Here is a 26,356-nt window from a genome sequence, read left to right as displayed (position 1 = left end):
CCCTCGCAAGCTCGTCATTTCGGTGCACATCGTGAGTGCTGGCAAAGTGCCTAATGACAAATTCGGCAATAAAGTTTAACGTGTCGCCGCCCCGACACATGGCAGTTCGGGTATACGCACTCAGTTAAGGAAAACGATGGCAATGGTCTATTGTCGTGCTTGCGCCAAGGAGCTTCACGAATCGGCGCTCACCTGCCCCCAATGCGGGGCTCCCCAGCAGGCCTCGGTGCCGCAAACTCAAGCCGAAGCTCCCTGGCTCGCCATCGTTTCATTGATCATCGGAATTATCAGCGCACTCACTTTGTTCGATGATTCCGAATGGGACAGAGACGCGATTGTCGGTGTGGGAGTTCTCAGCATTGCTGGTCTCCTTTGCGGCATCGTCTGCATCAACCAAAAACATCCAGGAAGAAACCTCGCGATTGCCGGCATTATTTTGTCAGGCCTTACCGCGTTCGTTTTGTCCTGCCTATCGATTGAATAATTTTAGGGAAAAAGATATGAGCATGGTTTTCTGCCGCGGTTGCGCCAAGGAAATTAGCAGCCTGGCCGTGGCTTGCCCACAGTGCGGAGCGCCTCAGGCGACCCAACAGTCCTTTGCAAGCGGCCCCGCCATCACGACGGGCAACCCCTATATGGAAGCGTTGAAGAACTACGCCGAGTTCAAGGGGCGCGCCACCCGTCGCGAGTACTGGATGTTCATCCTGATCAACATGGGTATCTGCATTGTCATCGGTGTTCTCGATGCAATCCTCAATACCAAGGGCGTCCTTTACAACCTGTACAGCCTAGCGATGTTGCTGCCAAGCATCGCGGTCGGTGCACGCCGCATGCACGACACCGACCGCAGTGGCTGGTGGTTGCTGTTGCCGATCGTCAACCTGGTGTTTCTGGTGCAGGACAGCCAGCCAGGTCCGAACCGTTTCGGGCCGAACCGCAAAGGCATCAACTGAGTCACCCGCTACACGCTGATCGAGACGGCCGCCATGGCCGTCTCTTTGCATCTGCCGCAAAGAATTCCTGTCGATTTCATCCTTGCAGGTCGCGCAACACAGATTTGTCATCGACCATATTGATAGCCCCCTAACGAAAGGTGCATGCTAGAGGGCTTCACTCGGTCTTATATCATTCCGAATGATAGTTACCTTCGTGTCATTCGATTCGTTTGCTATCTACCTGCCGAGCATCATCCGCCCATCTTCAATACATTGGCGGATGCATCCATGGAACAATCACTCAAACATTTGCGCTTCCCGTTGGCTCTGTTGGCCGTGATGGTGATGAGCGCCTGCGGCAAGACTCCAGAAACCGCCGCCGCCATGCCTGCTGCCAAAGTCAGCGTGGCCAAGGTGCTGGAACAACCCGTCAACGAGTGGGACGAATTCACCGGGCGCCTCGAGGCGCCGGAAACCGTTGAAATCCGTCCACGGGTCTCCGGTCAGATCGACGAAGTCGCCTTCACCGAAGGTGCACTGGTGAAGAAAGGCGACCTGTTGTTCCAGATCGACCCGCGTCCGTTCCAGGCTGAGGTTCGCCGTCTTGAAGCACTGGTCGCCCAGGCCCGCGCCAACGCCACCCGCAGTGAAAACGAAGCTGGCCGTGGCGAACGCCTGCGTGCCAGCAACGCGATTTCCGCCGAACTGGCCGACTCGCGCACCAGCGCTGCACAAGAAGCACGTGCCGCTGTCGGCGCCCTTCAAGCGCAACTGGATCTGGCCAAACTGAACCTGAGCTTCACCCGTGTAACCGCACCGATCAGTGGCCGTGTCAGCCGTGCCGAGATCACCGCCGGTAACCTGGTGACCGCCGACACCACCCCGCTGACCAGCGTGGTTTCCACCGACAAGGTCTACGCCTACTTCGACGCCGACGAGCGTGTGTTCCTCAAATACACCCAACTCGCCCGTCAGGGTCAGCGTGGCGCGACCACCCCGGTGTACATGGGCCTGTCCAACGAAGACGGCAACCCGCACCTGGGCCAGATGAACTTCGTCGACAACCAGGTCAACCCGAAAACCGGCACCATCCGTGGTCGCGCCGTCTTCGACAACAGCGACGGCACCTATACCCCGGGCCTGTATGCGCGTCTGAAACTGGTCGGCAGCGGCACCTACAACGCCATGCTGATCAACGACGAAGCCGTTGGCACCGACCTCGGCAAGAAGTTTGTGCTGGTGATGGATGGCGACAACAAGACCGCCTACCGCGCCGTCGAACTCGGTCCGAAGATCGAAGGCCTGCGTATCGTGCGCAGCGGCCTGAACAAGGACGACACGATCATCGTCAAGGGTCTGCAACGGGTTCGCCCAGGCTCCCCCGTTTCGCCTGAAGTGATTCCGATGGCCAGCGAGCAAACCATTGCCGCTCTCGCTCAACAACGACAAGCGCTGGAAGCCAGCAACCTGCCCAAAGTCGCACCAACCAAAGGCGCGCCGGGTTCGGTTGTGAAACTGGCTGCTGCGACCCCACGCGGTTAAGGGACGACAACTCCGATGAATTTTTCCCAATTCTTCATTTCACGGCCGATCTTCGCAGCGGTGCTGTCGCTGTTGATCCTGATTGCCGGTGCGATTTCGCTGTTCCAATTGCCGATCAGCGAATACCCGGAAGTCGTGCCGCCCACCGTGGTGGTACGTGCCAACTTCCCGGGCGCCAACCCAAAAGTCATCGGTGAAACCGTGGCGGCTCCGCTGGAGCAGGCCATCACCGGGGTCGAGAACATGCTGTACATGTCCTCGCAATCCACCGCTGACGGCAAGATCACCCTGACCATCACCTTCGCCCTGGGTACCGACCTGGACAACGCGCAGGTGCAGGTGCAGAACCGCGTGACCCGGACCGAACCGAAGCTTCCGGAAGAAGTGACGCGCATCGGTATCACCGTCGACAAGGCCTCGCCCGACCTGACCATGGTTGTGCACTTGACCTCGCCGGACAAACGCTACGACATGCTGTACCTGTCCAACTACGCGATCCTCAATATCAAGGATGAGCTCGCTCGCCTCGGTGGTGTCGGTGACGTGCAGCTGTTCGGTATGGGCGACTACTCGCTGCGTGTATGGCTGGATCCGAACAAGACCGCCTCGCGCAATCTGACTGCCACTGATGTAGTGACCGCCATTCGTGAGCAGAACCGCCAGGTGGCCGCCGGCCAATTGGGCGCCCCTCCTGCGCCAACTGCGCAAAGCTTCCAGCTGTCGGTCAACACTCAGGGCCGTCTGGTCTCCGAGGAAGAGTTCGAGAACATCATCATTCGCGCAGGCGACAACGGTGAAATCACTCGCCTGAAGGATATCGCCCGCGTCGAACTGGGTTCCAGCCAGTACGCCCTGCGCTCGTTGCTGAACAACCAGCCAGCCGTAGCGATCCCGATCTTCCAGCGTCCGGGGTCCAACGCCATCGAAATCTCGAACGAAGTTCGCGGCAAGATGGAAGAACTGAAGAAAAGCTTCCCGCAAGGCATGGACTACAGCATCGTCTATGACCCGACGATCTTCGTGCGCGGCTCCATCGAGGCGGTGGTTCACACCCTCTTCGAAGCACTGATCCTCGTGGTTCTGGTGGTGATCCTGTTCCTGCAGACCTGGCGCGCCTCGATCATTCCGTTGGTGGCGGTGCCGGTATCGTTGATCGGTACGTTTGCGGTGATGCACCTGTTCGGCTTCTCGCTCAACGCACTGTCGCTGTTCGGCCTGGTACTGGCGATCGGTATCGTGGTGGACGACGCCATCGTGGTGGTGGAGAACGTCGAGCGGAACATTGAACTGGGGCTCAACCCCTTCGATGCAACCAAAAAGGCCATGGGTGAAGTAACGGGTCCGATCATTGCCACGGCGCTGGTGCTGTGTGCGGTGTTCGTACCGGCGGCATTCATCTCGGGTCTGACCGGCCAGTTCTACAAGCAGTTCGCGTTGACCATTGCGATCTCGACCGTGATCTCGGCCTTCAACTCGCTGACCCTGTCGCCAGCGCTGGCCGCTGTGTTGCTCAAAGGTCACGACGCGCCGAAAGACCGCTTCTCGCGAGTGCTGGACAACATTTTCGGTGGCTGGCTGTTCCGTCCGTTCAACCGTTTCTTCGACCGTGCCAGTCATGGCTACGTCGGAACCGTGCGCCGGGTTATCCGTGGCAGCGGCATCGCCCTCTTCCTGTACGCAGGCCTGATGGTGCTGACCTTCTTCGGGTTCTCCAGCACCCCAACCGGTTTCGTACCCGGCCAGGACAAGCAATACCTGGTGGCCTTCGCACAACTGCCGGACGCCGCGAGCCTGGACCGCACCGAAGACGTGATCAAACGCATGTCCGACCTGGCGCTGAAACAGCCGGGCGTGGAAAGCGCCGTAGCGTTCCCGGGCCTGTCGATCAACGGCTTCACCAACAGCCCGAACGCCGGCATCGTGTTCGTGACCCTCAAACCGTTCGACGAGCGTAAAGACCCGAGCATGTCCGCCGGTGCGATTGCCGGTGCCTTGAACGGCCAGTACGCCGGGATCCAGGAAGCCTACATGGCGATCTTCCCGCCGCCACCGGTACAAGGTCTGGGCACCATCGGTGGTTTCCGCCTGCAAATCGAAGACCGGGGCAACCTGGGCTACGAAGAGCTCTACAAGGAAACCATGAACATCATTGCCAAGAGCCATAACGTTCCGGAACTGGCCAACCTGTTCACCAGCTACACCGTGAACGTGCCGCAGGTCGATGCTGCCATCGACCGCGAAAAAGCCAAGACCCACGGCGTGGCCGTCAGCGACATCTTCGACACCCTGCAGATCTACCTGGGTTCGCTGTATGCCAACGACTTCAACCGCTTCGGGCGCACCTATCAGGTCAACGTTCAGGCCGAGCAGCAGTTCCGCCTCGAATCCGACCAGATCGGCCAGCTGAAAGTACGCAACAACAAAGGCGAAATGATCCCGCTGGCGACCTTCATCAAGGTCAGCGACACCTCGGGCCCGGATCGCGTGATGCACTACAACGGCTTCATCACCGCTGAAATCAACGGTGCAGCAGCACCCGGCTACAGTTCCGGTCAGGCCGAAAAAGCCATCGAGAAATTGCTCAAGGATGAACTTCCGAACGGCATGACCTACGAGTGGACCGACCTGACCTACCAGCAGATTCTGTCCGGCAACACTGCGTTGTTCGTGTTCCCGCTCTGTGTACTGCTGGCGTTCCTGGTGCTCGCCGCTCAATACGAAAGCTGGAGCCTGCCACTGGCGGTGATCCTGATCGTGCCGATGACCCTGCTGTCGGCCATCACGGGTGTGATCATTTCTGGCGGTGACAACAACATCTTCACCCAGATCGGTTTGATCGTATTGGTGGGTCTGGCCTGTAAGAACGCGATTCTGATCGTCGAATTCGCCAAGGACAAACAGCAGGAAGGTCTCGACCCGCTGGCCGCTGTACTGGAAGCCTGCCGTCTGCGTCTGCGGCCGATCCTGATGACCTCGTTCGCGTTCATCATGGGTGTGGTGCCACTGGTGTTCTCCAGCGGTGCCGGTGCCGAGATGCGTCACGCCATGGGTGTGGCGGTGTTCTCCGGGATGCTCGGGGTGACCTTCTTCGGTCTGCTGCTGACGCCGGTGTTCTATGTACTGATCCGCAACTTCGTGGAACGCGGTGAAGCCCGCAAAGCGGCCAAGGCGCAGAATCTTCAAAAGCCACTGGAGGCGCACCAATGAGTCTGAAAGTCTTCCTGCCGAGCCTGCTGGTGCTGGCCCTGAGTGCCTGCGCAGTCGGCCCCGACTACAAGACCCCAGCCACGGAGGCGGCCAACATCACGGCCGCCACCGACGGCGCCGCCGGCCAGAAGAACTTTGACCGTTCGAAGTTCGAAGGCATCTGGTGGCAGCAGTTCGACGATCCGACCCTCAACCAGTTGGTGACTCAATCGCTGCAAGGCAACCGTCAATTGCGCGTGGCGTTCGCCCGCTGGAAAGCCGCCCGGGCGATCCGTGACGACGTCAGCAATGACGCGATGCCGACCATCACCAGCCGCGCCAGCAGCGATCTGGCCAAGGGGCAGATTCCCGGCCAGACCACCAAGCGGGTCAACAGCGAACGCTACGACCTGGGTCTGGACATGGCCTGGGAGGTCGATCTGTTTGGCCGCATCCAGCGCAACCTGGAAGCCAGTGAAGCCGATCAGCAGGCTGCCGAAGCGGATCTGTACCAACTGCAAGTCACCATGATTGCCGAACTAGTGGACGCTTACGGTCAACTGCGCGGTGCACAACTGCGGGAAAAGATCGCCGTGGCCAACCTGGAAAACCAGCAGGAGTCGCGCAAGATCACCATCAGCCTGCGTGATGCCGGCGTTGGCGATCAGCTCGATGTCGAGCGTGCCGATGCCCGTCTGGCCTCGGTCGAAGCCAGCGTGCCGCAATTGCAGGCGGAGCAGGTTCGGCAGAAAAACCGCATCGCCACCCTGCTGGGTGAACGTCCGGACAAGCTGACCGTCGACCTGAGCCCGAAAGACTTGCCAGCCATCGCCAAGGCATTGCCGATCGGTGATCCGGGCGAGCTGCTGCAACGTCGTCCGGACATCCTCAGCGCCGAACGCAAACTGGCTTCGGCCACGGCGCGTATCGGTGTGGCCAAGGCCGACCTGTTTCCTCGGGTCAGCCTCAGCGGTTTCCTGGGTTGGACCGCCGGGCGTGGCTCGCAGATCGGTTCCTCGGCGGCCAACGCCTGGGCACTGGGCCCGAGCATCACCTGGGCGGCGTTCGACCTTGGCAGCGTGCGGGCCCGCCTGCGCGGCGCCGATGCCGATGCCGAAGGCGCACTGGCGACCTACGAGCAACAAGTGCTGCTGGCCCTGGAAGAGTCGGAGAATGCCTTCAGCGATTACGGCAAACGTCAGCAACGCCTGATCTCGCTGATCCGCCAGAGCGAATCAAGCCGCAAGGCTGCCGATCTGGCTGAAATCCGCTATCGCGAAGGCACCACGGATTTCCTCGTGCTGCTCGACGCCCAGCGTGAGCGCCTGAACGCCGAAGACAGTCAGGCCCAGGCCGAAGTCGATCTGTATCGCGGCATCGTCGCGATCTACAAGGCCCTCGGTGGCGGCTGGCAACCGGAAACGGTCGCCAGCAAGTAACAGGTTTTTAAAGAGCTCCTTTGGTTGGCCGCAACCAACCAATTTTTTGCCCCGCGTATCATTCGGTCGCGGGGCTTTTTTGTACCCGTCTTTCGTGGTTTTCCAGAACGGTGACGGTGGCTGTAGTGCCTGCCCTGAGCCGGTCCTTGCCCGCATAGTCGGAGTCGATGCCGATGCGCACCGGTACCCGTTGTGCCAGTTTCACCCAGGTGTAGCTGGGGTTGATGTTGGCCAGCAATCGACTGCCCGGCGCGTTCTCCCGGTCGGCGATGGCGAACGCGATGCTTTGTACGGTGCCGCCGAATTTCTCTCCACTCATCAATTCGATCCGAACCCTGTCACCCTCCTCGATCCGTGGCAATTTGGTCTCTTCGAAGTAACCACTGACGTAGAACGAGTCGCTGTCCACCAGTGCCAGCAATGCGCCGCCGGCCACCGCGTAGTCGCCCTGCCGGGTCAACAGGTTGGTGACGTAGCCGCTGACCGGCGATTCGACACGGGTACGCTGCAAATCCAGTTCCGCCTGGGTCAGTGCCGCAATCGCCAATTGCACGTTGGCCTCAGCCAATCCCAGATTGGCCTGGTTACGCAGCAGGTCAGCCTGGGCCACAGCCACATCGGTGCTGGACTTTTCCCACTCTTCACCGGAAATCGCAAAGCCCTGTTTGAGTGTGCGTCTGCGTCGTTCCTCACTCTCGCGCTGTTTGAGCAAGGCCTCGCTGGCCACGATGGACGCCCGGGACTGACCCAGGGTGGCCTTGGCCACCTCGACCGAACGCCTGGCATGTTCAACCGCCAGACTGTAGCGGGCCGGATCGATCTCGAGCAGCAGTTGCCCCTTTTCAACGTGCTGGTTGTCCTGCACCGCCAGACTGACGATGCGACCCGAAACATCCGCCGACAGTGTCACCACATCTGCCCTCACCCGCGCATCCCGCGTCCAGGGAGCCCGGGTGTAATGCTCCCAGGCGAACCAGCCGAGCACGATGGCCAGCAGCACCACTGCCAATGTCGTCAATCGGGTGAGCAACGTCTTCAAGGCATCAGGCTCCCATCAGCAGAATCAAAGTGGCACAAACGCAGGCGTACAGCGCGCCTTCGAACAACGCTTCGTGCCAGACCAGACGCAGCACGCCGAGGCGACGCAATACCCAGTCCAGCAATAGAAAGACCGGTACGGCGAGGATCAGCACTTGGGCGATTGGTGGCAGGTAAACCCCACCGATCTCGAAATCAATGGGCAAGGCTCGGTTCTCCTTCAGGGGCGTTGTGTTGCAGATACTCGCCATGGCGCTCAAGAAACGACACGACGATCAGCAACGCCACACGCATGCGGAACACAGACCACAGATGTTCATGGGTCGCGGCATGCAGATCATCCAGTTCGTCGCCCAGTGCATGCAGCGTCGTCAACAAGGGTTTCAGGTCGGTGTCCGCCCGACCGGCGACGAACCGCCCGGTCTGGCGCAAGGCTGCCGTCAGTCGTTGACCGAAGGCCTCCGAAAGCAAAGCGTTGTTCTGCATCTGCTGCCTCAGTTGGTGAATCGCAACGCCGAGTGCCACGCAGGCGAGGCTGATTTCATAACGTCTCTGCATGTCCGGATCATTGGCTGCGGGCAATAGCCCCAACATGGTCGTCAGACGATCGACCATACGGCTTTCAAAAGCGAACTGCTGCTCGTCGGTGACGGGCGATTGGGTGAATTGATACACCTGTTCCCGTGCTTCGTTGTAGAAGCGACGGATTCGAAGCACCGGGCGGAACGGAAAAATCCACGCATAGACGATCAGGGCCAGCATCGCCGCACTGACGTAAGCGCCGGCAAACTCGAACCATTGAATGGCAGTGTTCTGACCGGTACCAACGTTCTGCGGCCCGAGCATCAGGAAACTCGACAAACCCAGCCCCATTCCGATACCTGCGGTGGCCGGACTGGCCAGCCCGACCGCAATCACATACAGCAGCGGCGCAAGCAGCAAGGCCAGCCATTCAAAGTCGCTGACCGCCGGCACCAGCATGAACTGGTACAGCGCCGAAACCACCAATGCCAGACCCAGTCCGCGGGCGTAACTCTGCGCGGCTATCAAGGGGCGCGGGAACGTCGCCATCAGCGAACACAGAATCCCGACCAGAATCATTCCGCCACGTGCGCCATCCCAGGCTGTTTCGATCCAGATCAACCCGGCGATCAACAAGGCGCTGAAGGCACGAATGGCATTCATGGTTGCCAGGGTGAAATCCAGATGCAACGGGCTGGCTTGACCACGAAACATGCAACTGGCCTCCCGCCCCTCCTGTATGGCTTCGCTCAGTTCGAGAATCTGCTCGATCTGCTGCAACAGCCGCGCCTGCTCCCAACGCAATGCCCAGGCCAGCGAGCGCAGGGTCGCACTCATTTCTTCCGTCTGCTGTTCGGCCCTGTAGGCCAGTTCCTCGAACTGCTGCTGCAGAATAACCAACCGATGCCTTGGTTCTTCCGGCAATGAACGCCCGTATCGGGCCAGTTCATCGAGAAACGCCAGCTCATCGGCGCGCAATCGCTGAACCTCCAACGGCAAGTCGCCCTCCCAGCGCTCGGTGAGCAACTGGCGTTGATGACGCAGGGCGGTCAGACGTGAGGTCAGCAACATCAGTTGATTGCCCAGCAGCAGCACCAGATTGTTGGCGCTGCGCAAGCGTGGGGCGTCGAAATACAGGTGTCGCCGCAGGCCCTCCAGTGCGCTGATTTCTCCGAGCAACTGCATTTGCCGGCGCTGGAATTCGGCTTCGCTTTCTTCAGTGCGGATCACCGCAGCGGCATGGGTAGCGACCAGTTTGATCACCTGATCGACTTTCGCGAAGTAGTTGCGCGAAACCGCCTCCGGACGGGCCGTCAGCAAGCTGACGATACACACGCAGGCCACGGCCAGCAGCGTTTCCGTCACCCTCGTGACCGCCAGCAGGAATGTACCGTCCTGATCCGGGATCGCCAGCAGCGCCACCACCACGGCGGTATAGCCACTCAGCACAAAGGCCTGTGAACTGGTGTAACGCAACAGCGTGCCGCCGGCCGTGCACAGGGCCAGCCACAACGCGAGGGTTGTAATGAACGGCAACGGCGCCTGGGGAAAGATCGCCATGATCAATACCGCCACCGCCGCGCCGAGGGTGGTGCCGATGACTTGCCCGAAACTGCGGGCCAATGCCATCCCGGCCAGCGGCTGGCTGATGATGACCACAGCCATGATCGACCACTTGGGCTGATCCAGATCGAACAGAAACGCCAGGTACAGGGTCAGCAACCCCGCCGCAATGGTGCGCAGGGCGAACAGCAACACCGTCTGACCAGGATGGATCACTGCCTTGAAGTAACCGAACAGGGCTTGCATGGACACGCTCATCGAAGGAACTTCATCAATCGTAGTCAATGCTTCGAGAGCTGGATGATTTCCGCAGCCGACAGATCTTGTAGGCCGATTCAACATCCGTGGTGGGCCATATCAGGCTCAGTGTTTGACTCACGGCGTCGGCTGACCGAAGCTTGCCCCCTCTGCGTCAATAGAAAGTTTCGGATACCTGCATGCCTCAGTCCCGCCGCTACTTGCTCATCAGTCTTGGCCTCGTGGTCATCCTCGTGGTTGCGTGGCTCTCCCTGCGCAACACCGCTCCGGTGGTGCCGGAGGCGATCAGGCACGGTTACAGCGAAGCGCTTTCCGCCGCCCGTGCCGGGCAACCGGGCGCCGCACGCCTGCTGTATCAGCAACTGGGGCGCCCCGACCTGTCGGTCAGGCGCCGCGTCTGGCTGCATGCCGAACTACCCAACTACCCAAGCCCTCAAGCCTTGAAGCTGGCAGATGCCGATCTGCAGAACACGTCCCCCGAAGTTCGCATGGCGGCGATCAGGAGTGTGACCGGCCTGGTACCGGGTGGGCAACGCAGCCTTCTGCTGGGCCCGTTGCTCGACGATGAAGATCAAACCGTACGATTTGCCGCGATCAACGCCTTGCTCGGCTTGTCGCCGGATCAACTGGGCCTGTATTTCGCGCCGTTGCAGCAAGGTATCGACAGTTGGGAACAGGCCCTGCAAAGCCAGCCGGAAAGCGCCGACAACTTCGTCCAGCTGGCGCGTCTGCACCTGCACAATGCCGAGCTCAAACAGGCGCAGGAAGATCTCGATCAGACCCTGCGCCTGGACCCCGGCAACCTGCCGGCGCTGGTGATGCAGATTGAAGTGCTCGACCGCCAGGGCCAGAGCGATGCCGCCCGCCAGCTATTGGCCAGACAGCTGAAGGCCCAGCCTGACTCCGCCTATCTGCAACATGCATTGGGTCTGTGGCTGCTGCATCACGATCAACGCGAGTTTGCGCTGCTCGGTCTGTCCAAGGCGGTGGAGCTGGAGCCTGATAACAAGGACTATCGCTACGACCTCGCCACCACACTGCACACCGCCGAGGAACTTGAAGCGGCGCAGAAACAATTGCAGGAAATCGTTCAGCGCCACCCCGCCAATCGCAAGGCCCGGGTGCTGCTGATCAATTACTGGAAGGAAAGCGGTCAGTTGCAGAACGTGCAGATTCTGCTGGCCCAGCTCGAACAGATGAACCCGGACGACCCGGCCTTGCAGCAGGGTCTTTGAACGCCTCCAGAAGGTTGCCGGCAAGAAATTCGGAACCGCCATCCCGGCCCGGGGTCAAGTGAACAGGCAGCCCTTGATGGCGTACACCGCCAGCTGCCGCGTTTCCCCTAGTCATGAGAGGGCATTTTTTGTCTACATCGAACGCGTTGATCAGTGCCAAAGCCGCCACCGGCATCGAAGGGCTGGACGATATCCTGGCCGGTGGCTTGTCTCGCAGTCATGTCTTTCTGCTGGAGGGCGAGCCCGGTACCGGTAAAACCACGGTCGCATTGCATTTTCTTCTCGCCGGCGCGCGCGCCGGGGAACGCTCGTTGTACATCACGCTGTCGGAAACCGAGCGGGAGTTGCGCCAGGGCGCGCTGTCCCACGGCTGGGAACTGGACGAGAACATTCACATTTTCGAACTGACTCCGCCGGAAAGCCTGCTCAATGCCGAACATCAGCAGAGCCTGCTGTATTCCTCGGATCTTGAACTGGGCGAAGCCACCCGACAGATTTTTGAAGTGGTCGAGCGCTTCAAACCGACCCGGGTGGTGCTCGACAGCCTCTCCGAGATTCGCCTGCTGGCACAAAGCTCCTTGCGTTATCGTCGACAGATCCTGGCGATCAAGCACTATTTCGTGCGCTATGACGCAACGGTACTGCTGCTGGACGACCTGACCACCGAGTCCCTCGACAAGACCGTCCACAGCGTGGCCCACGGCGTGATCCGCCTCGAAGAACTGACCCCCAACTACGGCGCCGAACGCCGGCGTGTCAGGGTGGTCAAATATCGAGGCCAGAAATATCGCGGCGGCTTTCACGACTTCACCATCATGGGCGATGGCGTGCATGTGTTCCCGCGCCTGGTCGCAGCGGAGCATCGTAACGATTACCCGCGCCTGCAACTGAGCAGCGGGATCAAGGAAATGGACGCGCTGCTGGGGGGCGGAGTCGAGACCGGTTCCAGCACGCTGATCCTCGGCCCTGCGGGTACCGGCAAATCATTGATCTCGATGATTTTCGCCGCGGCGGCAGTCACTCGTGGCGAAAAAGCCGCGCTGTTCATTTTCGATGAAGAACTGGGCCTGCTGTTCGAGCGCATGAAAAACATCGGCATCGACCTCAAGGCCCTGCAAGCCACCGGCAATCTGCTGATCGAACAAGTCGATGCCGCCGAACTGTCTCCCGGGGAGTTCTCTCATCGGGTGCGTCGCTGCGTCGATGACGGTGACATCAAGACGGTGGTGATCGACAGCATCAACGGTTATCAGGCCGCCATGCCGGAAGAGAACGCGCTGGTCCTGCACATGCACGAGCTGTTGCTGTACCTGAATCGCAAGGGCGCCGCGACCTTCATGACCGTGGCCCAGCATGGGCTGGTCGGCGACATGCAGGCGCCGGTGGACATCACGTACCTGGCCGACACGGTGATCCTGTTGCGCTACTTCGAAGCCCTCGGCAAAGTCCGTCGGGCCATTTCGATCATCAAGAAACGCACCGGCAGTCATGAATCGACCATTCGTGAATACCGCATTTCTACCCAGGGCATGACCATCGGCGAACCACTGGAAGCTTTCCAGGGAGTGCTGCGCGGTGTGCCCTCATACTTCGGCGCGAGCAATCCGCTGCTCAAGGAAGACAACTTGTGACCGTCACCGTGCCGCTGTCGGAACGGGCGCTGATTCTGGCGCCCCTGGGTCGTGACAGCCAGATTGCGCTGATGATCCTCAACGAGGCCGGGTATGGTGGCCTGATCACCCCGGATCTGGCCAACTTGTGCAGCGAACTGGAACCCGGCGCGGGTTTGCTGTTGATCGCCGCCGAAGCCCTGCGCGGGCCGGAGCTGGAAACCCTGTTGCGGTATCTTGAGCAACAGCCTGCCTGGTCCGACCTGCCGATCGTATTGCTGACCCATCATGGTGGCTCCGAACAGGGTCCGTCTTCGCAGCTCAGTGATTTGCTGGGCAACGTGACCTTTCTCGAGCGCCCGTTTCATCCGGCGACGCTGGTCAGCATGATTACTGCCGCCCTGCGCGGGCGACGACGACAGTACGAGGCCCGCGACCGCCTGATTGATCTGAGCGAAAGCGAACGGCGCCTGCAGTCAACCCTCGAAACCCTTGAGCAACAGGTTGAAGAACGCACGGCGCAATTGCGGCATAACGAAGAAGCCCTGCGCCAGTCGCAGAAAATGGAAGCGGTCGGCCAGCTTACCGGCGGTATCGCCCACGACTTCAATAACATGCTGACCGGCATCATCGGCAGCCTGGAGTTGTTGCGCCGACGCCTGGCTCGCGGGCGCCTGGAAGATCTCGACAGCCTGATCGATCTGGGCGTGACCTCCGCCAACCGGGCGGCCGGCCTGACCCACCGTCTGCTGGCGTTTTCCCGGCGGCAGTCGCTGGATTCCAAAGCCGTGCAGATGAATGATCTGGTGAAGTCGATGGGCGAGCTTCTGCAGCGCAGCCTCAACGAAAGCATCCAGCTGGACATGCGCCTGCACGAACAATTGTGGGTGGCGGAAGCCGACCCCAATCAACTCGAAAGCGCCCTGCTCAATCTGGTCATCAACGCACGCGACGCCATGCCCGACGGCGGTCATCTGGTGGTCGAGACAGGCAATCAGGTGCTGGATCGCGAATTCACCGCGACCTACAACAACCTTTCACCCGGCGACTATGTCGTGTTGAGCGTCACCGACAACGGCTGCGGAATGCCGCAGAGCGTGATCAGCCGCGCATTCGATCCGTTTTTCACCACTAAACCCATCGGTCAGGGCACCGGGTTGGGCCTGTCGATGATTTATGGCTTCAGCAAGCAATCCGGTGGCCATGTCTCGATCGATAGCGAAATCGACAAAGGCACTACGGTCAAACTCTATCTGCCGCGCTTCCAGGGTGAGTCCCTGCCCCACGTTCCAGTGGGCATGGAGCAGGCGCCGGATGCCGTGGAAGGCGAAACGGTGTTGATCGTCGAAGACGACCCGGCCGTGCGCGTGCTGGTCAGCGCGGTATTGAGTGAACTGGGTTACGGATTTGTCGAAGCCAGCGACGCCGACGGCGCGGTGCCCATCCTGGATTCGGCGCAGCGCATTGATCTGCTGATCAGTGATGTCGGCCTGCCGGGCATGAATGGCCGGCAACTGGCGGAAATCGGCCGACAGTACCGTCCAGAGTTGAAAGTCCTGTTCATCACCGGTTACGCCGAGCACGCGGCGGTACGCGGCGGGTTTCTTGATCCGGGCATGCAGATGATCACCAAGCCGTTCACTTTCGATCTGTTGACGGCGAAGGTGCGGGAGATGATCAAGAGCTGAGGCGGTTGACGCCTCAGGCCAGCAACTCCTGAATCTTCTCCTGCAACACGTCCAGGTCGAACGGTTTTTCCAGGATCGGTGCCCGGCGGGTGATCGGGCTGCCGGTCTCGCGGATTTCCTGCGGATAGCCGCTGATGAAGATCACTTTCAGATCAGGGCGCAACTTGACGGCGGGCTCGGCGATCTGCACGCCGGAAATTCCTCCAGGCAGGCGAAAATCAGTAATCAACATGTCCAGATGCGGCTTGCTCGCCAGAATCTCGAACGCCTGCTCGCCGTTTTCGGCCTGCAATACGCGATAGCCCTGCCCCGACAGATAGTCCGTCAGCACCATCAGGATCACCGGTTCGTCCTCGACGACGAGTACTACATCTTGTGCATCTACGCTCATGGGAAGCCTTTGTTCGGTCAATAGCTGCTGATACGACCGTGTGGTCACTCAGAGGTTGCGTTTGTTTTGCCGTTTTCCTGGAGCGGCAGACAAACGCGAAACAGGGCGCCCTCGTTGATCTTGCTTTCGACGACGATGGAGCCGCCATGGGCGGCGACGATCTGCTCGGAAATGAACAGACCCAGCCCGAGTCCGGCCACCACCGTCTTGGCGGAAACCCGTTCGAACTGTTGAAAAATGCGTTTCTGGTTCTCTTCACTGATGCCGATGCCCTGGTCCTGAACTTCGACCCGGGCCTCATAGCCTTCGCGATAGACCCGTACCTGGATCGGGCTTTTACCGCCGTAACGCAATGCATTGGTCAGCAGGTTCGACACGACCTGCTCGATGCGGAACTCGTCCCACTGCCCTTCCACCGGCTCGGTAGCGGTGAAACTGACCTCAGTCTCGGCGGCTTCGATCTGCTGGGCAAAGTTTTGCAGCAGATTGCCCACCAGTTGCGCGAGATCGAAGCGGCTCGGTCGGATCGACAGCTTGCCGGTGCGGATCCGCGAGACGTCGAGCATGTCCTCGATCAGCCGGATCAGGCTTTTGATCTGACGCTCGTCGCGGTCGACCATGGCGTGCATCTTGTCGAGGGTAAACGCGGCGGCATTGTCCCGGGCTAGGTGCATCTTGCGCAGTTGAGTTTCGAGGATAAGGCCGTTGAGCGGTGTGCGCACTTCGTGGGCGACGATCGACATGAAATCGTCGCGCATGCGCACCGCCTGCTCCAGTTCGCCCTGAGTGCTTTGCAGTTGCTGTAACAGTGCTTCCTGCTCGCGACGGCTCTGCTCCAGGGCTTCGACCTGTTGTTTCATCGCCTTGCTCTGGCGGTACAGGTCGACGAAGACGTTGACCTTGCTCTTCACCGCGTGGATATCCAGCGGCTTGTGCAGGAAGTCCACCGCGCCGCTTTCATAACCCTTGAACGCGTAGTTGAGTTCACGGCCGGCGGCGCTGACAAAAATGATCGGGATATTCTTGGTCTTCTCGGTGCCGCGCATCAGCTCGGCCAGCTCGAAGCCGTTCATGCCGGGCATCTGCACGTCGAGAATGGCCATGGCGAATTCGTGTTGCAGCAGCAGCGACAGCGCTTCGTCCGCCGACAGCGCCTTGTAGACGGTGCGGTCTTCGCGCTTGATCAGCGCTTCGAGGGCCAGAAGGTTCTCGGGCAGATCGTCGACGATCAGCAGTTTTGCCTGGATATTACTCAGCATGCGATTCGTTCCAGCTCGACAAGCAGACGGCCGATGCCGTGTATGGGAAGGATGTAGTCCGGTTGATGCGTCTTCAGCGCCGCACGAGGCATGGTGGCGACCTGCGCCTCGTCGGGGTCCTGCACGATGGTCAGGCCGCCCAGGCGTTTGACTTGCGCCAGTCCCCGCGCGCCATCGTGGTTGGCGCCGGTCAGCAACACGGCGGCCAGCGACGGCCCGTAAGCGTCGGCAGCGGACTCGAACAGGAAGTCGATCGAAGGCCGTGAATGATGCAAACGGTCTTCAAGGCTCAGCGACAGACTGAAATCCTGCTCCACCGACAGGTGATAACCCGGCGTCGCGAAGTACACGGTGCCGGGGGTGATGTCCTGTTTATCGATGGCTTCCGCGACCGGCAGCGCCAGCCGTCGGGCGAAGACCTCGGCGAGCTGGCTGCGACGCTCTTCCGGCAAATGCAGGACGATGATGATCGGCAGCCCGAACCCGGCGCGCAGCGAGCCAAGCATGCTCAGCAGGGCCTCGACGCCACCTGCGGAAGCCCCGACCACAATCGCCTCGATCCGAGGCAAGTCCGCTGCACTGTTCATGATTTGCGGTAGATCCGTTCTTGTTTCACCAGCGGTTCGAACTGGTTGGAATACCCGGAAAAATCCAGGGTTTCCTTGCTGCCCAGCACCAGAAATCCACGATGGCACAACGATTCATGAAATAACCCGAACGCTCGATCCTGAAGTTTTTTATTGAAGTAAATCAACACGTTACGACATGAAATTAACTGAGTTTCGGAGAATACACTATCGGTCGCCAGGCTGTGATCGGCGAAGGTCACGTTCTCGCACAGGCTCTTGTCGAAAATGGCGTAGCCATAGGCAGCAGTGTAGTAGTCGGCGAACGAGCGCTGACCACCGGCCTGCTGATAGTTGGCGGTGTAGGCGCGCACGTTTTCCATCGAAAAGATCCCCTGCTTGGCTTTGTCCAGCGAGCGCGGGTTGATGTCGGTGGCGTAGATGATCGTGCGGTCCAGCAGGCCCTCTTCGCGCAGCAGGATCGCCATCGAGTAGACCTCCTCGCCAGTGCTGCAACCGGCGATCCAGATCTTGATCGACGGATAGGTCTTGAGCAGCGGCACCACCTCCTGGCGGATCGCCAGGAAGTGCGACGGATCGCGGAACATCTCGCTGACCGGGATCGTCAGCAATTGCAGCAACTGCATGAACGCCGTCGGGTCGTGCAGGACTTTCTCCTGCAAGGCCGAGATGGTCGCGCATTCGAACTGGCTCAGCGCATGTTGCACCCGGCGCTTGATCGAAGCGCCGGAGTAATCGCGAAAGTCGTAGCTGTACTTGAGATAAATCGCCTCGATCAGCAACCGCAGTTCGATTTCACTGTTCCGTTCAACGGAATTACTACGTTCCACTAAATGCGTTCCATCTTCGGTAACCACACGCGAATCAGTGAGAACAGGCGATCCAGGTCAATGGGCTTGGCCAGGTAATCATTGGCGCCCGCCTGCAGGCAGCGCTCCTGATCGTCCTTCATGGCCTTGGCCGTCACCGCGATGATCGGCAGCTTGCGCCAGCGCGGATCCTTGCGGATTTCCATGGTGGCTTCAAAACCATCCATTTCCGGCATCATAACGTCCATCAGCACCAGGTCGATGTCCTCGACTTCATTCAGTTTTTCAATCGCTTCGCGACCGTTTCGGCCGATCACCACGACTGCACCTTTGGTTTCCAGGGCACTGGTCAGGGCGAAGATGTTGCGCACATCGTCGTCCACCAGCAGCACTTTACGTCCCTCGAAGACCTTGTCGCGGCTGCGGGCGGTCTTGAGCATCTTCTGCCGTTCATGGGACAACTGCGATTCGACTTTGTGCAGAAAGAGTGTGACCTCATCCAGCAAACGTTCCGGCGAGCGTGCGCCCTTGATGATGATCGAGCGCGAATACTTGCGCAGCTCCGCCTCTTCATCGCGGGTCAGATTACGTCCGGTGTATACGATCACTGGCGGGAACGAACAGATGTCCTCGGTGGACATGCGTTTGAGCAGGTCGTTGCCGAGCATGTCCGGCAGCTTCAGGTCGATGACCATGCAATCGAAGATCGTCGTGCGCAGCAGCTCCAGCGCGTCTTGCGCCAGGCCGACGGCAGTGATTTCGATGTCGTCGTCGCCGATCAGCCGCGCGATACTTTCCCGTTGCAGATCGTCGTCCTCGACCAACAGCACGCGTTTGACCTTCTGGGTCAGTTTGGCCTCGAGACGGGCGAACACGTCCTTGAGCTCTTCGCGGGTGGTCGGTTTGACCGCGTAACCAATGGCACCCATGTGCATCGCCGCTTCGACGCGGTCTTCCACGGAAATGACGTGCACCGGGATGTGTCGGGTTTCGGCGTGTTCTTTCAGGCGTTGCAGGACGGTCAGACCCGAATGATCCGGCAGGCGCATGTCCAGCAGGATCGCGTCCGGCACAAACTCTCTCGCCAGGTCATAGCCTTCATCGGCGCCGTGGGCGACCAGGCACTGATAGCCCAGTTCGTGGGCCAGATCGTAGAGGATGTGGGCGAAATTCGGCTCATCTTCCACCACCAGAATGCAACGGGTATTGAACGGCGCCTTGTTGCGGTCATCGTTGAAGCGCGGGATGTCGATGGTCGCCAAAGGCGAAACCGCTGCGACCGGCGCGATGACCGGAGCAGGGACCGGCGGACTTAAAGTCAATGGCACAACCGGCATGTCACCCGGCTCGCGGTATTGCTGCGGCAACACCAGGGTGAAAGCACTGCCCTGCCCCGGTGCGCTGCTGACGCTGATCGAACCGCCCAGCAGTGTCGCCAGATCCCGGGAAATCGACAGGCCCAGGCCAGTGCCGCCGTATTTGCGGTTGGTGGTGCCGTCGGCCTGGCGGAAGGCTTCGAAAATGCTTTCCTGCTGATCCGCCGCGATCCCGATCCCCGAGTCGCGCACGATGAAGGCGATGCGATCGTCCGGCTGGCCGGCGATGGTCAGGCTGACGGTGCCCTGCTCGGTGAATTTCACCGCGTTGGACAGCAGGTTCTTGATCACCTGTTCCAGACGCTGGCGGTCGGTGAACAAGGTGATCGGCGCATCGGGCTGCAACTCGACGGTGAACGTCAGTTTCTTGTCCGCCGCCAGCGGTTCGAACACGCTGCGCAACCCGTCGGCCAGGCGCGCCACGCTGGTGTTCTCCGGCAAGACTTCGAGTTTGCCGGCCTCCACCTTGGAAATGTCGAGAATATCGTTGATCAGGTTGAGCAGGTCGTTGCCGGCAGAATAGATCGACTCGGCGAACTTGACCTGTTCAGCGGTGAGGTTGTCCTGCGGGTTTTCCGCCAGCAGCTTGGCCAGGATCAGCGAACTGTTCAGCGGCGTGCGCAGTTCGTGAGACATGTTGGCCAGGAACTCGGACTTGTACTTGCTCGAGCGCTGCAATTCTTCGGCGCGTTCTTCGAGTTGTACCTGGGCCTGATTGAGTTCGGTGTTCTTCTGATCCATGGCGTCGCGCTGCTCGGCCAGGGTCAGGGCCTGTTCGGCCAGTTGCTCGTTGGTCTGTTCCAGCTCGACTTGCTGGGTTTCCAGATGCGCCTGGGACTCCTTGAGAATCCGCGACTGTTCTTCCAGCTCTTCGTTGGCGGTTTTCAGCTCTTCCTGCTGCACCTGCAACTCTTCATTGAGTTGCTGGGTTTCGGCCAGCACTTCCTGCAGACGCTGGCGATAACGCGCCGCTTCGATGGACGTGCCGATGTTGCCGGCGATCAGTTCCAGCAGCGCCACATCACGGTCGGTGAGCGGACGCAGGAAACCCAGTTCGATCACGCCGTTGACCCGTTCGTCATCACTGGTCGGCACCACCAGCACACTGTGCGGCAGACCTTCACCCAGACCGGAACTGACCTTGAAGTAGTCGGACGGTACCGAGTCGAGACGAATCAGCCGAGCCTGCTGGGCGACCTGCCCGACAAGACCTTCATTGCTGGAGATCAATTGATCCTGTTGTTCCTGTTCGCGAGAAAAACCGTAAGTTGCCACGCGTTTGAGGCCGCCATGTTCTTCGCGCACATACAGCGCGGCCACTGCGGTGCCGAGGTACTGGGCACAGAACTGCAGAATGTTGCGCCCCAGCAGATTGACCGTCAGTTGCCCCAGCACTTGCTCGGCAAGCTGGGTCTGGCCGTTGCGCAACCAGGCTTGCTGTTCCAGGCGTTTGGCGCTGGCCTCTTGCGCCGCCAGGGTCGCGCCGTAGCTTTGTGACAGGTTGAGCAGATCGCGCCGGCCGACGTAGGCCAGCAGGCCACTGATGCCGGCCACAAACAGCAAGTAAAGGCTGATGCTCCAGATCGTGGTGCGGCGCACGTCCTCGTTACGTGAAGCCCGCAACAACTGTTCGGTTTCAATCACATCTTCGAACTGTTTACGTATTTCGTCGGTCAGGCGCTTGCCCTTCCCCGTTTTGACTGCCGACTTGTAATCACCGCTGGAGCGTTGCAGATCGATCATCGATTGCGCATACGTCGCCCACTCGGTTTGCAGCGCCTGAAGACGACGCAGGCGGTCGGTTTGAGCCGGGTTGTCCGCAGTCAGTTCAAGCAAGGTATTGAGTGCCACGGAGATGCGCGGCTTGGCCGTTTCGTACGGATCGAGAAAATGCTCGTCGCCGCTGAGCAGATAGCCGCGCATTCCCGTTTCCAGGTCCACGGTGAGTTTTACTGCTTCGTTGGCGTTATTGATCACCCGGTCGGTGTGCTCCACCCACTGGATCACCGACAACAGATAAGTAATCAGTGAAACAAAGAACACGGCACTGACGACGCCGACGCCCAACGGCAAACTGACGTTGCGGGTCAGGAGTTTGCGAAACCGTTGCTCATCAACCGAAGACGGAGAGGACATGTGGCAGCCTTGTCGAACTGTTGAAAAACAGGGAGTTTGCCCCAAAACGGCGGCATGGATCCATTTTTCTCACAGAGATAGCACCGTTTTCCCACATTTGCCTGCGCCGAATCCCAAGCCAGCGGTTATCCTTGCCCAACCGTTTGCGCCTACTCTTTTTTTGTATTCATTCGGGAACTTGTGGCCATGCGCCACTTACTCATGCAAGAGCCCGGCATTTTTGATCGACCGGCGCCCCTGCCCCCCATTTTTTGAGAGCCGCCATTATGTCCAGCCCTGTGTCCACCATCCTTGTAGTAGAAGACGACGCCATCGTGCGCATGCTGATCGTCGACGTGCTGGAGGAATTGGAATTCAAGGTTCTGGAGGCGGATGGCAGCGAACAGGCGCTGGCAATTCTCAAGGATGTGAATCAGCACATCGACCTGATGATGACCGACGTCGGCCTGCCGAATATGGATGGCCGTCAACTGGCCACCGAAGCCCGCAACATTCGCCCCGCACTGCCGATTCTGTTTGCCAGCGGTTATGCCGAGACTATTGAAGTACCGGCAGACATGCACGTGATTGGCAAGCCGTTTTCCATTGATCAATTGCGCGACAAGGTGAAAGCGGTTCTTGGGCAATCCTGAACGCTGAACCGGGAACTTGCACTCCAGGCACCCTCTTCGGGCAGACTTGCAACCTGCCCTGACCAACTTTGAAACCAACTGCAGCTATCCACCAACTAAAGCGCGCATTTACTCTGACGCCGCCCCGTAGTTGAAGATTTGTTGCATCCCCAACATTTGCACAAACAGCGAGGTCACTACCAATAAACAATTAAAGGATAACTTGTTAATGCAACTTTCACAGGACGGAAATCTGCTGAGCGCCGACAGTCCGGCATTGGATTCTGGTTATATTGTCGAACGCCAAAAACTTGATCTCGCAGAGAAGTCCAATATCGTATTGGCGCTTTCCGATCTGATCGGGGACCGCGCAAGTGCCGAAATCATTGATCTGCACTTCATTACGGTGCCCCGAACATCGAATAGCGCTTTTGATAACGCCCAGGAATTTGCCCGCGTCGCTCTTGCGAAGATGCTGGAGACCGAGGACTTTCTTTTTCTCGCCGAAAAACATGCACTGCCCGGCGACACCATTGTCTGCATCAATGAACAGGCTCGACTCAGCGTCTCGGCGGGTGGCACCTGGATCGACTTGACGGGTGACAATGTCATCAGTGCAGATCTGCAAGATGAAATCCTCATGGTCGGAGAGTGTGCAGTACGCACCGGTGGTTACGTATTTTCCACCGAGGTCTTCGGCCTTGAGCAATGGCTTAACTTCCATCAATACACCCTCCCGACAACCGTCGCCGAAACACGCAGTCTGATTGCCTGGCTCGAATTCCAACTGCCGACCAGTCCGGTAACGGGGGATTATCACGAATTGCTGTTGGCGCCGGTTGAGTCGCCCTTCCATCTTTCAGCGACCGAGCGTCAAACGATCAAACAGATCGCCAAGGACACGACAAAGGGTCGAGTCAGCCTCCTGCAACATATCGCTACCCCGGATTTCAAGGCACTTGAGGTTGCGTCGAGTCGCGAACGTGCCGGCATTCATCTGGACCAGTTGCTGCAGACACCGAATGCCTGGGCGTTGGGAATCCTTCTGCATGACCGGCTCGGCTGGCATCTGGACCAAGGCAACCATGAAGCGGCTTTGCGACAGATCAAATGCATGGTTGCAACAGCGCTGATTCTGGATCTCGGACTTGAGGTCGAGCGACACGCAAAAGTCATTGCCGGTTTTCAGCTGTATCACCCGGACAATGTCTCGAAAACTGCACCGCAGGTGGTTGAAGCGTTGGAATGGCAACTCACTCGCGACCTGCAACTGGATCCGCTCTACGCACCATTGGCCGCTCACCTTCTGCTGGCCTGCGCTGCGCCACAGTTGCTTGTGCAGCAGGCTCCCGCCGAACTGACGATCGGTAAACCCGGCTGGGTGATCGTGTCCCAGGCCGTTGCGCTGGTCGAACTCACGGCGCCAGGCGCATCGCGCCTGATGACCTATGACCGGATCAAGGCGTTTTCCGAACTGACTCCTGTCAGTGCTGCCCAACGCACGCTGCATGAGTTGGCGACCATTACGCCCATCATCCAATGGGCAATGCTTAACGGCATATTGCCCGGTACTACCGAAGATGATGACGTAAACGCCTTTACAACCGCCGCCAACCGTTTCAGCCAATATGCGCAAGCGTTGAACGAAGTCGAAACCGGTATTGCGATAGTTCCGCCTGATCGACGGCAACTCGCGCTTCAAGAGCTCAAACGCGTCTTGCCAGATGGCAGTTACCTGGAGCAACCGGCATTCAAGGCCAACTTCGATGTTGCGCTTGACGAGCGCAGTGCGCTGGAATGGCTGGCGCTTATCGTTCCCTCCAGCGAATGGAGTGTGAAAGACACTTCTGCTGTAGGGAGGCTGCGTCTCTCGATTCTAGACCTTTACATGTCGGGTGATCTGGTGGTCAACGGCAAACTGACCGACAAGTTTGACAGCGCCAGATACTTCAACCCGCCACGGAATGCCTTTGCCCGACTCGGTGAACTGAAACCGATCGACGCCTTATTTGAAAAATCATTCGAGCAATACCATCTGACGCTAAAGAAAAGTCAGGCCTCCATTCTCAAAATGGCAGTGTCCAACTTGCCCGAACGTGACAGGACAATGATCGCCAATGGTTTTATTACGTTATATACCGTCAGGGAATCGGTAAATCCGCTCAACCCGTTTGAAGAAACTCAGCGACATCGTGAAGCGGCCAGGGGGCGCTACGGCCTGATTATCGGATGCCAGCACGAAAAGGCGTTTCGCTGTTATGAGCTGTTTACCCTCAGAGGGTTGTGTCGTGAACGCCCGGAGCTGGCCGCCCTGTTACGGTCCAGGGGTACACTGTTCGAAGAGCCTTCGCTGGGGTATGACGGCCAGGACACAGACTTCCAGACCAAGAACCCTGCACAACGATGGCCGATCGACTTTAATGCCTACCTGAAGGGCGACGCGCCGAAACATGGAGTCTGGTCCGAAGTGGTCGTGGAAAAACTCTGGAACTTCGTCCTTGCCTCAGATGAAGTCCAGCCAGTCCCACTGTTTTTTTCCCGTGCCTTGGACGCCCTGGCCGAAGGCGTTCTGGGCAATCACCCGGTCGCGACGCGCGACGAACTGTACTCATCGCTGTATCAACAGACTGAACTGCAAAGGATTCGCGCTAAAAACGCTCAGATCAATGAAGCTGTGATCAATGTGATCGTGCCGTTCAAAAAATGTATTGAAGACATCCGCTCAGGCGATGCGCCCCGGGTATCCGAAGGCATCGGTGGTTGCATTCTTGACGGCCTGGCGTTGCTGGGGCTGGTGGTCGGCTTTGGCGCCACGATTGTCGGCATCGCGGGCAAGACAACCTCGACAACCGCCAAGGCTCTGAGCATCGCCAAAGCGGCTGCCCACCTCTCGGTATCGTTCCTGAATCCCCTGGATGGCTTACCGACGCTGGCTTTACAAGGCGGGCGCCTGGCCAAACGAGGCGTTCTGCTTTTGAGCAAACACGGGCTCAACGTGGTGGAAACCGCCACGGGCCAACTGCGTAAACTGACGGGGAGCGCGCAGTCCTACGACCTGGTCAGGGCCGCGCAAAAAAACGACTTGTTTCAAGGCACCTGGAAAGCGGCGGATAACCTGGAGGATACGATCAACCTGCTGGCACTCCAGCGCAACAACGACTGGTATGCGCTGAACCTGAGAGTCGGTGGCGCTTGGGGGCCGAAGCTGAGAAACCTTAAGGTGTCGCCACTGGCGCCGCTTCGCCGGTTCTTCGGCCTTGCCAAACCTTTTGACTATTCTCGGGCAATCGTGAAGAGGGCAATGCCTTTTGCGAAGCGCAAAATCGATAACGCATTGAGTCTGTTGGCGCAGACACCAAACGACGACACGCGCTGGGTGATTAAACATATATTCGGTAGCGATACCGATGATGTCCTGCAACATGTGGCGATGAATCTCAAATCGATGCGTCAGGATCTGGATTCGGTCACCGTCGCCAACATGTCCTTCAGAAAGGGTTCAGATGCCTATGCAGCACTGCGACCGGCAGCGTACAAACGCTGGCAGGCCCGTGTACAGGCGGGTACGCATCGACAGAAGCCAGTCCCGACGTTTCTGGATATCTTCCCCGAAGGACTGGATGACTATTACCGCATGTCGAAATATGACGACAGCCGCGTGGCCGATATCGTGATTCACGAACTGGCGCACGGCGCGCCCGACACCCTGGATCTTTACTACGGAATAGTGAAAGAGAGGGCCACCGGCCCCGCCGAGTTTGACGTGGCCGGTTTGCTCCAGCTAGGAAGTGCCACCGATACGAAGGCGCTGCACCCCAGGAATCTTTCCAACCTGCAGCATAAGAGCGCATACGCACAAGGGCTCGAAGCATTCGATTCCATTTCCAGTACGTTGCCCGAAGTGGTTCGAAAACACCCCGCACTCTTTAATGCCGACTCCTATTCATTGGCAGTTTCCATGCTCGATCAGGCAAGCACTCACCGAGAAGCCTTCCTGATCAATCTCGCGAAGATCAACAAGGGTGTGAAAAACACTTCCGATCTCGGTTTCATCAAGGGTTCATTGCGGGTCAACCTGGCCAAGGCCTCGAACTGAGAAAAAGCGGATCGGCGAGCGCGCGCATTGTGTTTTAATTCGCGCGCATTTTTTTCGTCTCTTCGTCCCAGGAAT

Annotated in this window: 18 protein-coding genes; 10 read left to right on the top strand and 8 right to left on the bottom strand. The window is 59.1% G+C overall.

Annotated features, from left to right (window positions below; genetic code table 11):
• The first annotated feature begins 136 nt into the window (after positions 1-136).
• From NE357_RS13965 to NE357_RS13945, 5 genes are all read left to right on the top strand, one after another.
• The gene (locus tag NE357_RS13965) at positions 137-484 is read left to right on the top strand and encodes a DUF4190 domain-containing protein (RefSeq protein WP_169430362.1); all 348 of its coding nucleotides are present in this window, start codon (positions 137-139) and stop codon (positions 482-484) included.
• Between the two features lie 16 nt (positions 485-500).
• Positions 501-953, top strand: a complete 453-nt coding sequence (locus tag NE357_RS13960) for a DUF805 domain-containing protein (RefSeq protein ID WP_169430361.1) — start codon at positions 501-503, stop codon at positions 951-953.
• A 270-nt stretch (positions 954-1,223) separates the two neighbouring features.
• Positions 1,224-2,477 carry a multidrug efflux RND transporter periplasmic adaptor subunit MexE gene (gene mexE / locus NE357_RS13955; protein ID WP_169430360.1) on the top strand — a complete coding sequence of 418 codons (1,254 nt, stop codon included), beginning with the start codon at positions 1,224-1,226 and terminating at the stop codon, positions 2,475-2,477.
• A 15-nt stretch (positions 2,478-2,492) separates the two neighbouring features.
• Positions 2,493-5,684 (top strand): efflux RND transporter permease subunit, encoded by a 3,192-nt coding sequence (locus NE357_RS13950; RefSeq protein ID WP_169430359.1) that lies wholly within the window; start codon positions 2,493-2,495, stop codon positions 5,682-5,684.
• Entirely contained in the window at positions 5,681-7,102 is a 1,422-nt protein-coding gene (locus tag NE357_RS13945; RefSeq protein ID WP_169430358.1) for an efflux transporter outer membrane subunit, read from the top strand. Before NE357_RS13950 ends, NE357_RS13945 begins: the two co-directional genes overlap by 4 nt.
• A 58-nt stretch (positions 7,103-7,160) precedes the next feature.
• Here the strand turns inward: NE357_RS13945 and NE357_RS13940 are convergent, their stop codons facing one another.
• The 3 genes from NE357_RS13940 to NE357_RS13930 are packed head-to-tail and all read right to left on the bottom strand — an operon-like array spanning position 7,161 to position 10,471.
• A complete protein-coding gene (locus NE357_RS13940; RefSeq protein ID WP_169430357.1) occupies positions 7,161-8,141 on the bottom strand; it encodes a biotin/lipoyl-binding protein in 981 nt (326 codons plus the stop codon).
• Between the two features lie 4 nt (positions 8,142-8,145).
• Complete coding sequence (locus tag NE357_RS13935) at positions 8,146-8,346, bottom strand: DUF1656 domain-containing protein (protein ID WP_169430356.1); 201 nt, start codon at positions 8,344-8,346, stop codon at positions 8,146-8,148.
• On the bottom strand, positions 8,336-10,471 hold the full coding sequence (locus NE357_RS13930) for an FUSC family protein (protein WP_169430355.1): 2,136 nt from the start codon (positions 10,469-10,471) through the stop codon (positions 8,336-8,338). Before NE357_RS13930 ends, NE357_RS13935 begins: the two co-directional genes overlap by 11 nt.
• A gap of 191 nt (positions 10,472-10,662) precedes the next feature.
• Between NE357_RS13930 and NE357_RS13925 the strand changes: the two genes are divergently transcribed.
• The 3 genes from NE357_RS13925 (at position 10,663) to NE357_RS13915 (ending at position 15,016) form a co-directional block, all read left to right on the top strand.
• Positions 10,663-11,718, top strand: coding sequence for a tetratricopeptide repeat protein (locus NE357_RS13925; RefSeq protein WP_169430354.1), 1,056 nt, complete (start codon positions 10,663-10,665; stop codon positions 11,716-11,718).
• A gap of 128 nt (positions 11,719-11,846) precedes the next feature.
• Entirely contained in the window at positions 11,847-13,349 is a 1,503-nt protein-coding gene (locus NE357_RS13920) for an ATPase domain-containing protein (RefSeq protein ID WP_169430353.1), read from the top strand.
• Positions 13,346-15,016: an ATP-binding protein gene (locus NE357_RS13915; RefSeq protein WP_169430352.1), complete on the top strand. Its 1,671-nt coding sequence runs from the start codon at positions 13,346-13,348 to the stop codon at positions 15,014-15,016. The genes NE357_RS13920 and NE357_RS13915 overlap by 4 nt, the downstream gene beginning before the upstream one ends.
• Before the next feature lie 13 nt (positions 15,017-15,029).
• Here NE357_RS13915 and NE357_RS13910 read toward each other — a convergent pair whose 3' ends face one another.
• The 5 genes from NE357_RS13910 to NE357_RS13890 are packed head-to-tail and all read right to left on the bottom strand — an operon-like array spanning position 15,030 to position 21,574.
• On the bottom strand, positions 15,030-15,407 hold the full coding sequence (locus tag NE357_RS13910; RefSeq protein ID WP_007954537.1) for a response regulator: 378 nt from the start codon (positions 15,405-15,407) through the stop codon (positions 15,030-15,032).
• Positions 15,408-15,451: 44 nt separating this feature from the next.
• Complete coding sequence (locus tag NE357_RS13905; RefSeq protein WP_169430351.1) at positions 15,452-16,666, bottom strand: hybrid sensor histidine kinase/response regulator; 1,215 nt, start codon at positions 16,664-16,666, stop codon at positions 15,452-15,454.
• Positions 16,660-17,253, bottom strand: a complete 594-nt coding sequence (locus NE357_RS13900) for a chemotaxis protein CheB (protein WP_169430350.1) — start codon at positions 17,251-17,253, stop codon at positions 16,660-16,662. Before NE357_RS13900 ends, NE357_RS13905 begins: the two co-directional genes overlap by 7 nt.
• A complete protein-coding gene (locus NE357_RS13895; protein ID WP_039768267.1) occupies positions 17,250-18,083 on the bottom strand; it encodes a CheR family methyltransferase in 834 nt (277 codons plus the stop codon). The genes NE357_RS13900 and NE357_RS13895 overlap by 4 nt, the downstream gene beginning before the upstream one ends.
• Complete coding sequence (locus NE357_RS13890; RefSeq protein ID WP_169430349.1) at positions 18,083-21,574, bottom strand: response regulator; 3,492 nt, start codon at positions 21,572-21,574, stop codon at positions 18,083-18,085. The genes NE357_RS13895 and NE357_RS13890 overlap by 1 nt, the downstream gene beginning before the upstream one ends.
• A gap of 266 nt (positions 21,575-21,840) precedes the next feature.
• Here NE357_RS13890 and NE357_RS13885 point away from each other — a divergent pair, with 266 nt between their 5' ends.
• Complete coding sequence (locus NE357_RS13885; RefSeq protein WP_169430348.1) at positions 21,841-22,206, top strand: response regulator; 366 nt, start codon at positions 21,841-21,843, stop codon at positions 22,204-22,206.
• Positions 22,207-22,414: 208 nt separating this feature from the next.
• Complete coding sequence (locus tag NE357_RS13880) at positions 22,415-26,281, top strand: hypothetical protein (RefSeq protein ID WP_169430347.1); 3,867 nt, start codon at positions 22,415-22,417, stop codon at positions 26,279-26,281.
• Positions 26,282-26,356 lie beyond the last annotated feature (75 nt).

The organism is Pseudomonas sp. G7(2022) (genome assembly GCF_052660475.1).
The sequence above is the reverse complement of the archived record's forward strand: the minus strand, read 5'-3'. Positions and strand labels throughout refer to the sequence as shown.

Excerpts from the sequence above, each read along its gene's own strand:
- NE357_RS13965 (WP_169430362.1), top strand. The coding sequence starts at position 137 with ATGGCAATGGTCTATTGTCGTGCTTGCGCCAAGGAGCTTCACGAATCG.
- NE357_RS13960 (WP_169430361.1), top strand. The coding sequence starts at position 501 with ATGAGCATGGTTTTCTGCCGCGGTTGCGCCAAGGAAATTAGCAGCCTG.
- mexE (WP_169430360.1), top strand. The coding sequence starts at position 1,224 with ATGGAACAATCACTCAAACATTTGCGCTTCCCGTTGGCTCTGTTGGCC.
- NE357_RS13950 (WP_169430359.1), top strand. The coding sequence starts at position 2,493 with ATGAATTTTTCCCAATTCTTCATTTCACGGCCGATCTTCGCAGCGGTG.
- NE357_RS13945 (WP_169430358.1), top strand. The coding sequence starts at position 5,681 with ATGAGTCTGAAAGTCTTCCTGCCGAGCCTGCTGGTGCTGGCCCTGAGT.
- NE357_RS13930 (WP_169430355.1), bottom strand. The coding sequence starts at position 10,471 with ATGCAAGCCCTGTTCGGTTACTTCAAGGCAGTGATCCATCCTGGTCAG.
- NE357_RS13925 (WP_169430354.1), top strand. The coding sequence starts at position 10,663 with ATGCCTCAGTCCCGCCGCTACTTGCTCATCAGTCTTGGCCTCGTGGTC.
- NE357_RS13910 (WP_007954537.1), bottom strand. The coding sequence starts at position 15,407 with ATGAGCGTAGATGCACAAGATGTAGTACTCGTCGTCGAGGACGAACCG.
- NE357_RS13905 (WP_169430351.1), bottom strand. The coding sequence starts at position 16,666 with ATGCTGAGTAATATCCAGGCAAAACTGCTGATCGTCGACGATCTGCCC.
- NE357_RS13900 (WP_169430350.1), bottom strand. The coding sequence starts at position 17,253 with ATGAACAGTGCAGCGGACTTGCCTCGGATCGAGGCGATTGTGGTCGGG.
- NE357_RS13890 (WP_169430349.1), bottom strand. The coding sequence starts at position 21,574 with ATGTCCTCTCCGTCTTCGGTTGATGAGCAACGGTTTCGCAAACTCCTG.
- NE357_RS13885 (WP_169430348.1), top strand. The coding sequence starts at position 21,841 with ATGTCCAGCCCTGTGTCCACCATCCTTGTAGTAGAAGACGACGCCATC.
- NE357_RS13880 (WP_169430347.1), top strand. The coding sequence starts at position 22,415 with ATGCAACTTTCACAGGACGGAAATCTGCTGAGCGCCGACAGTCCGGCA.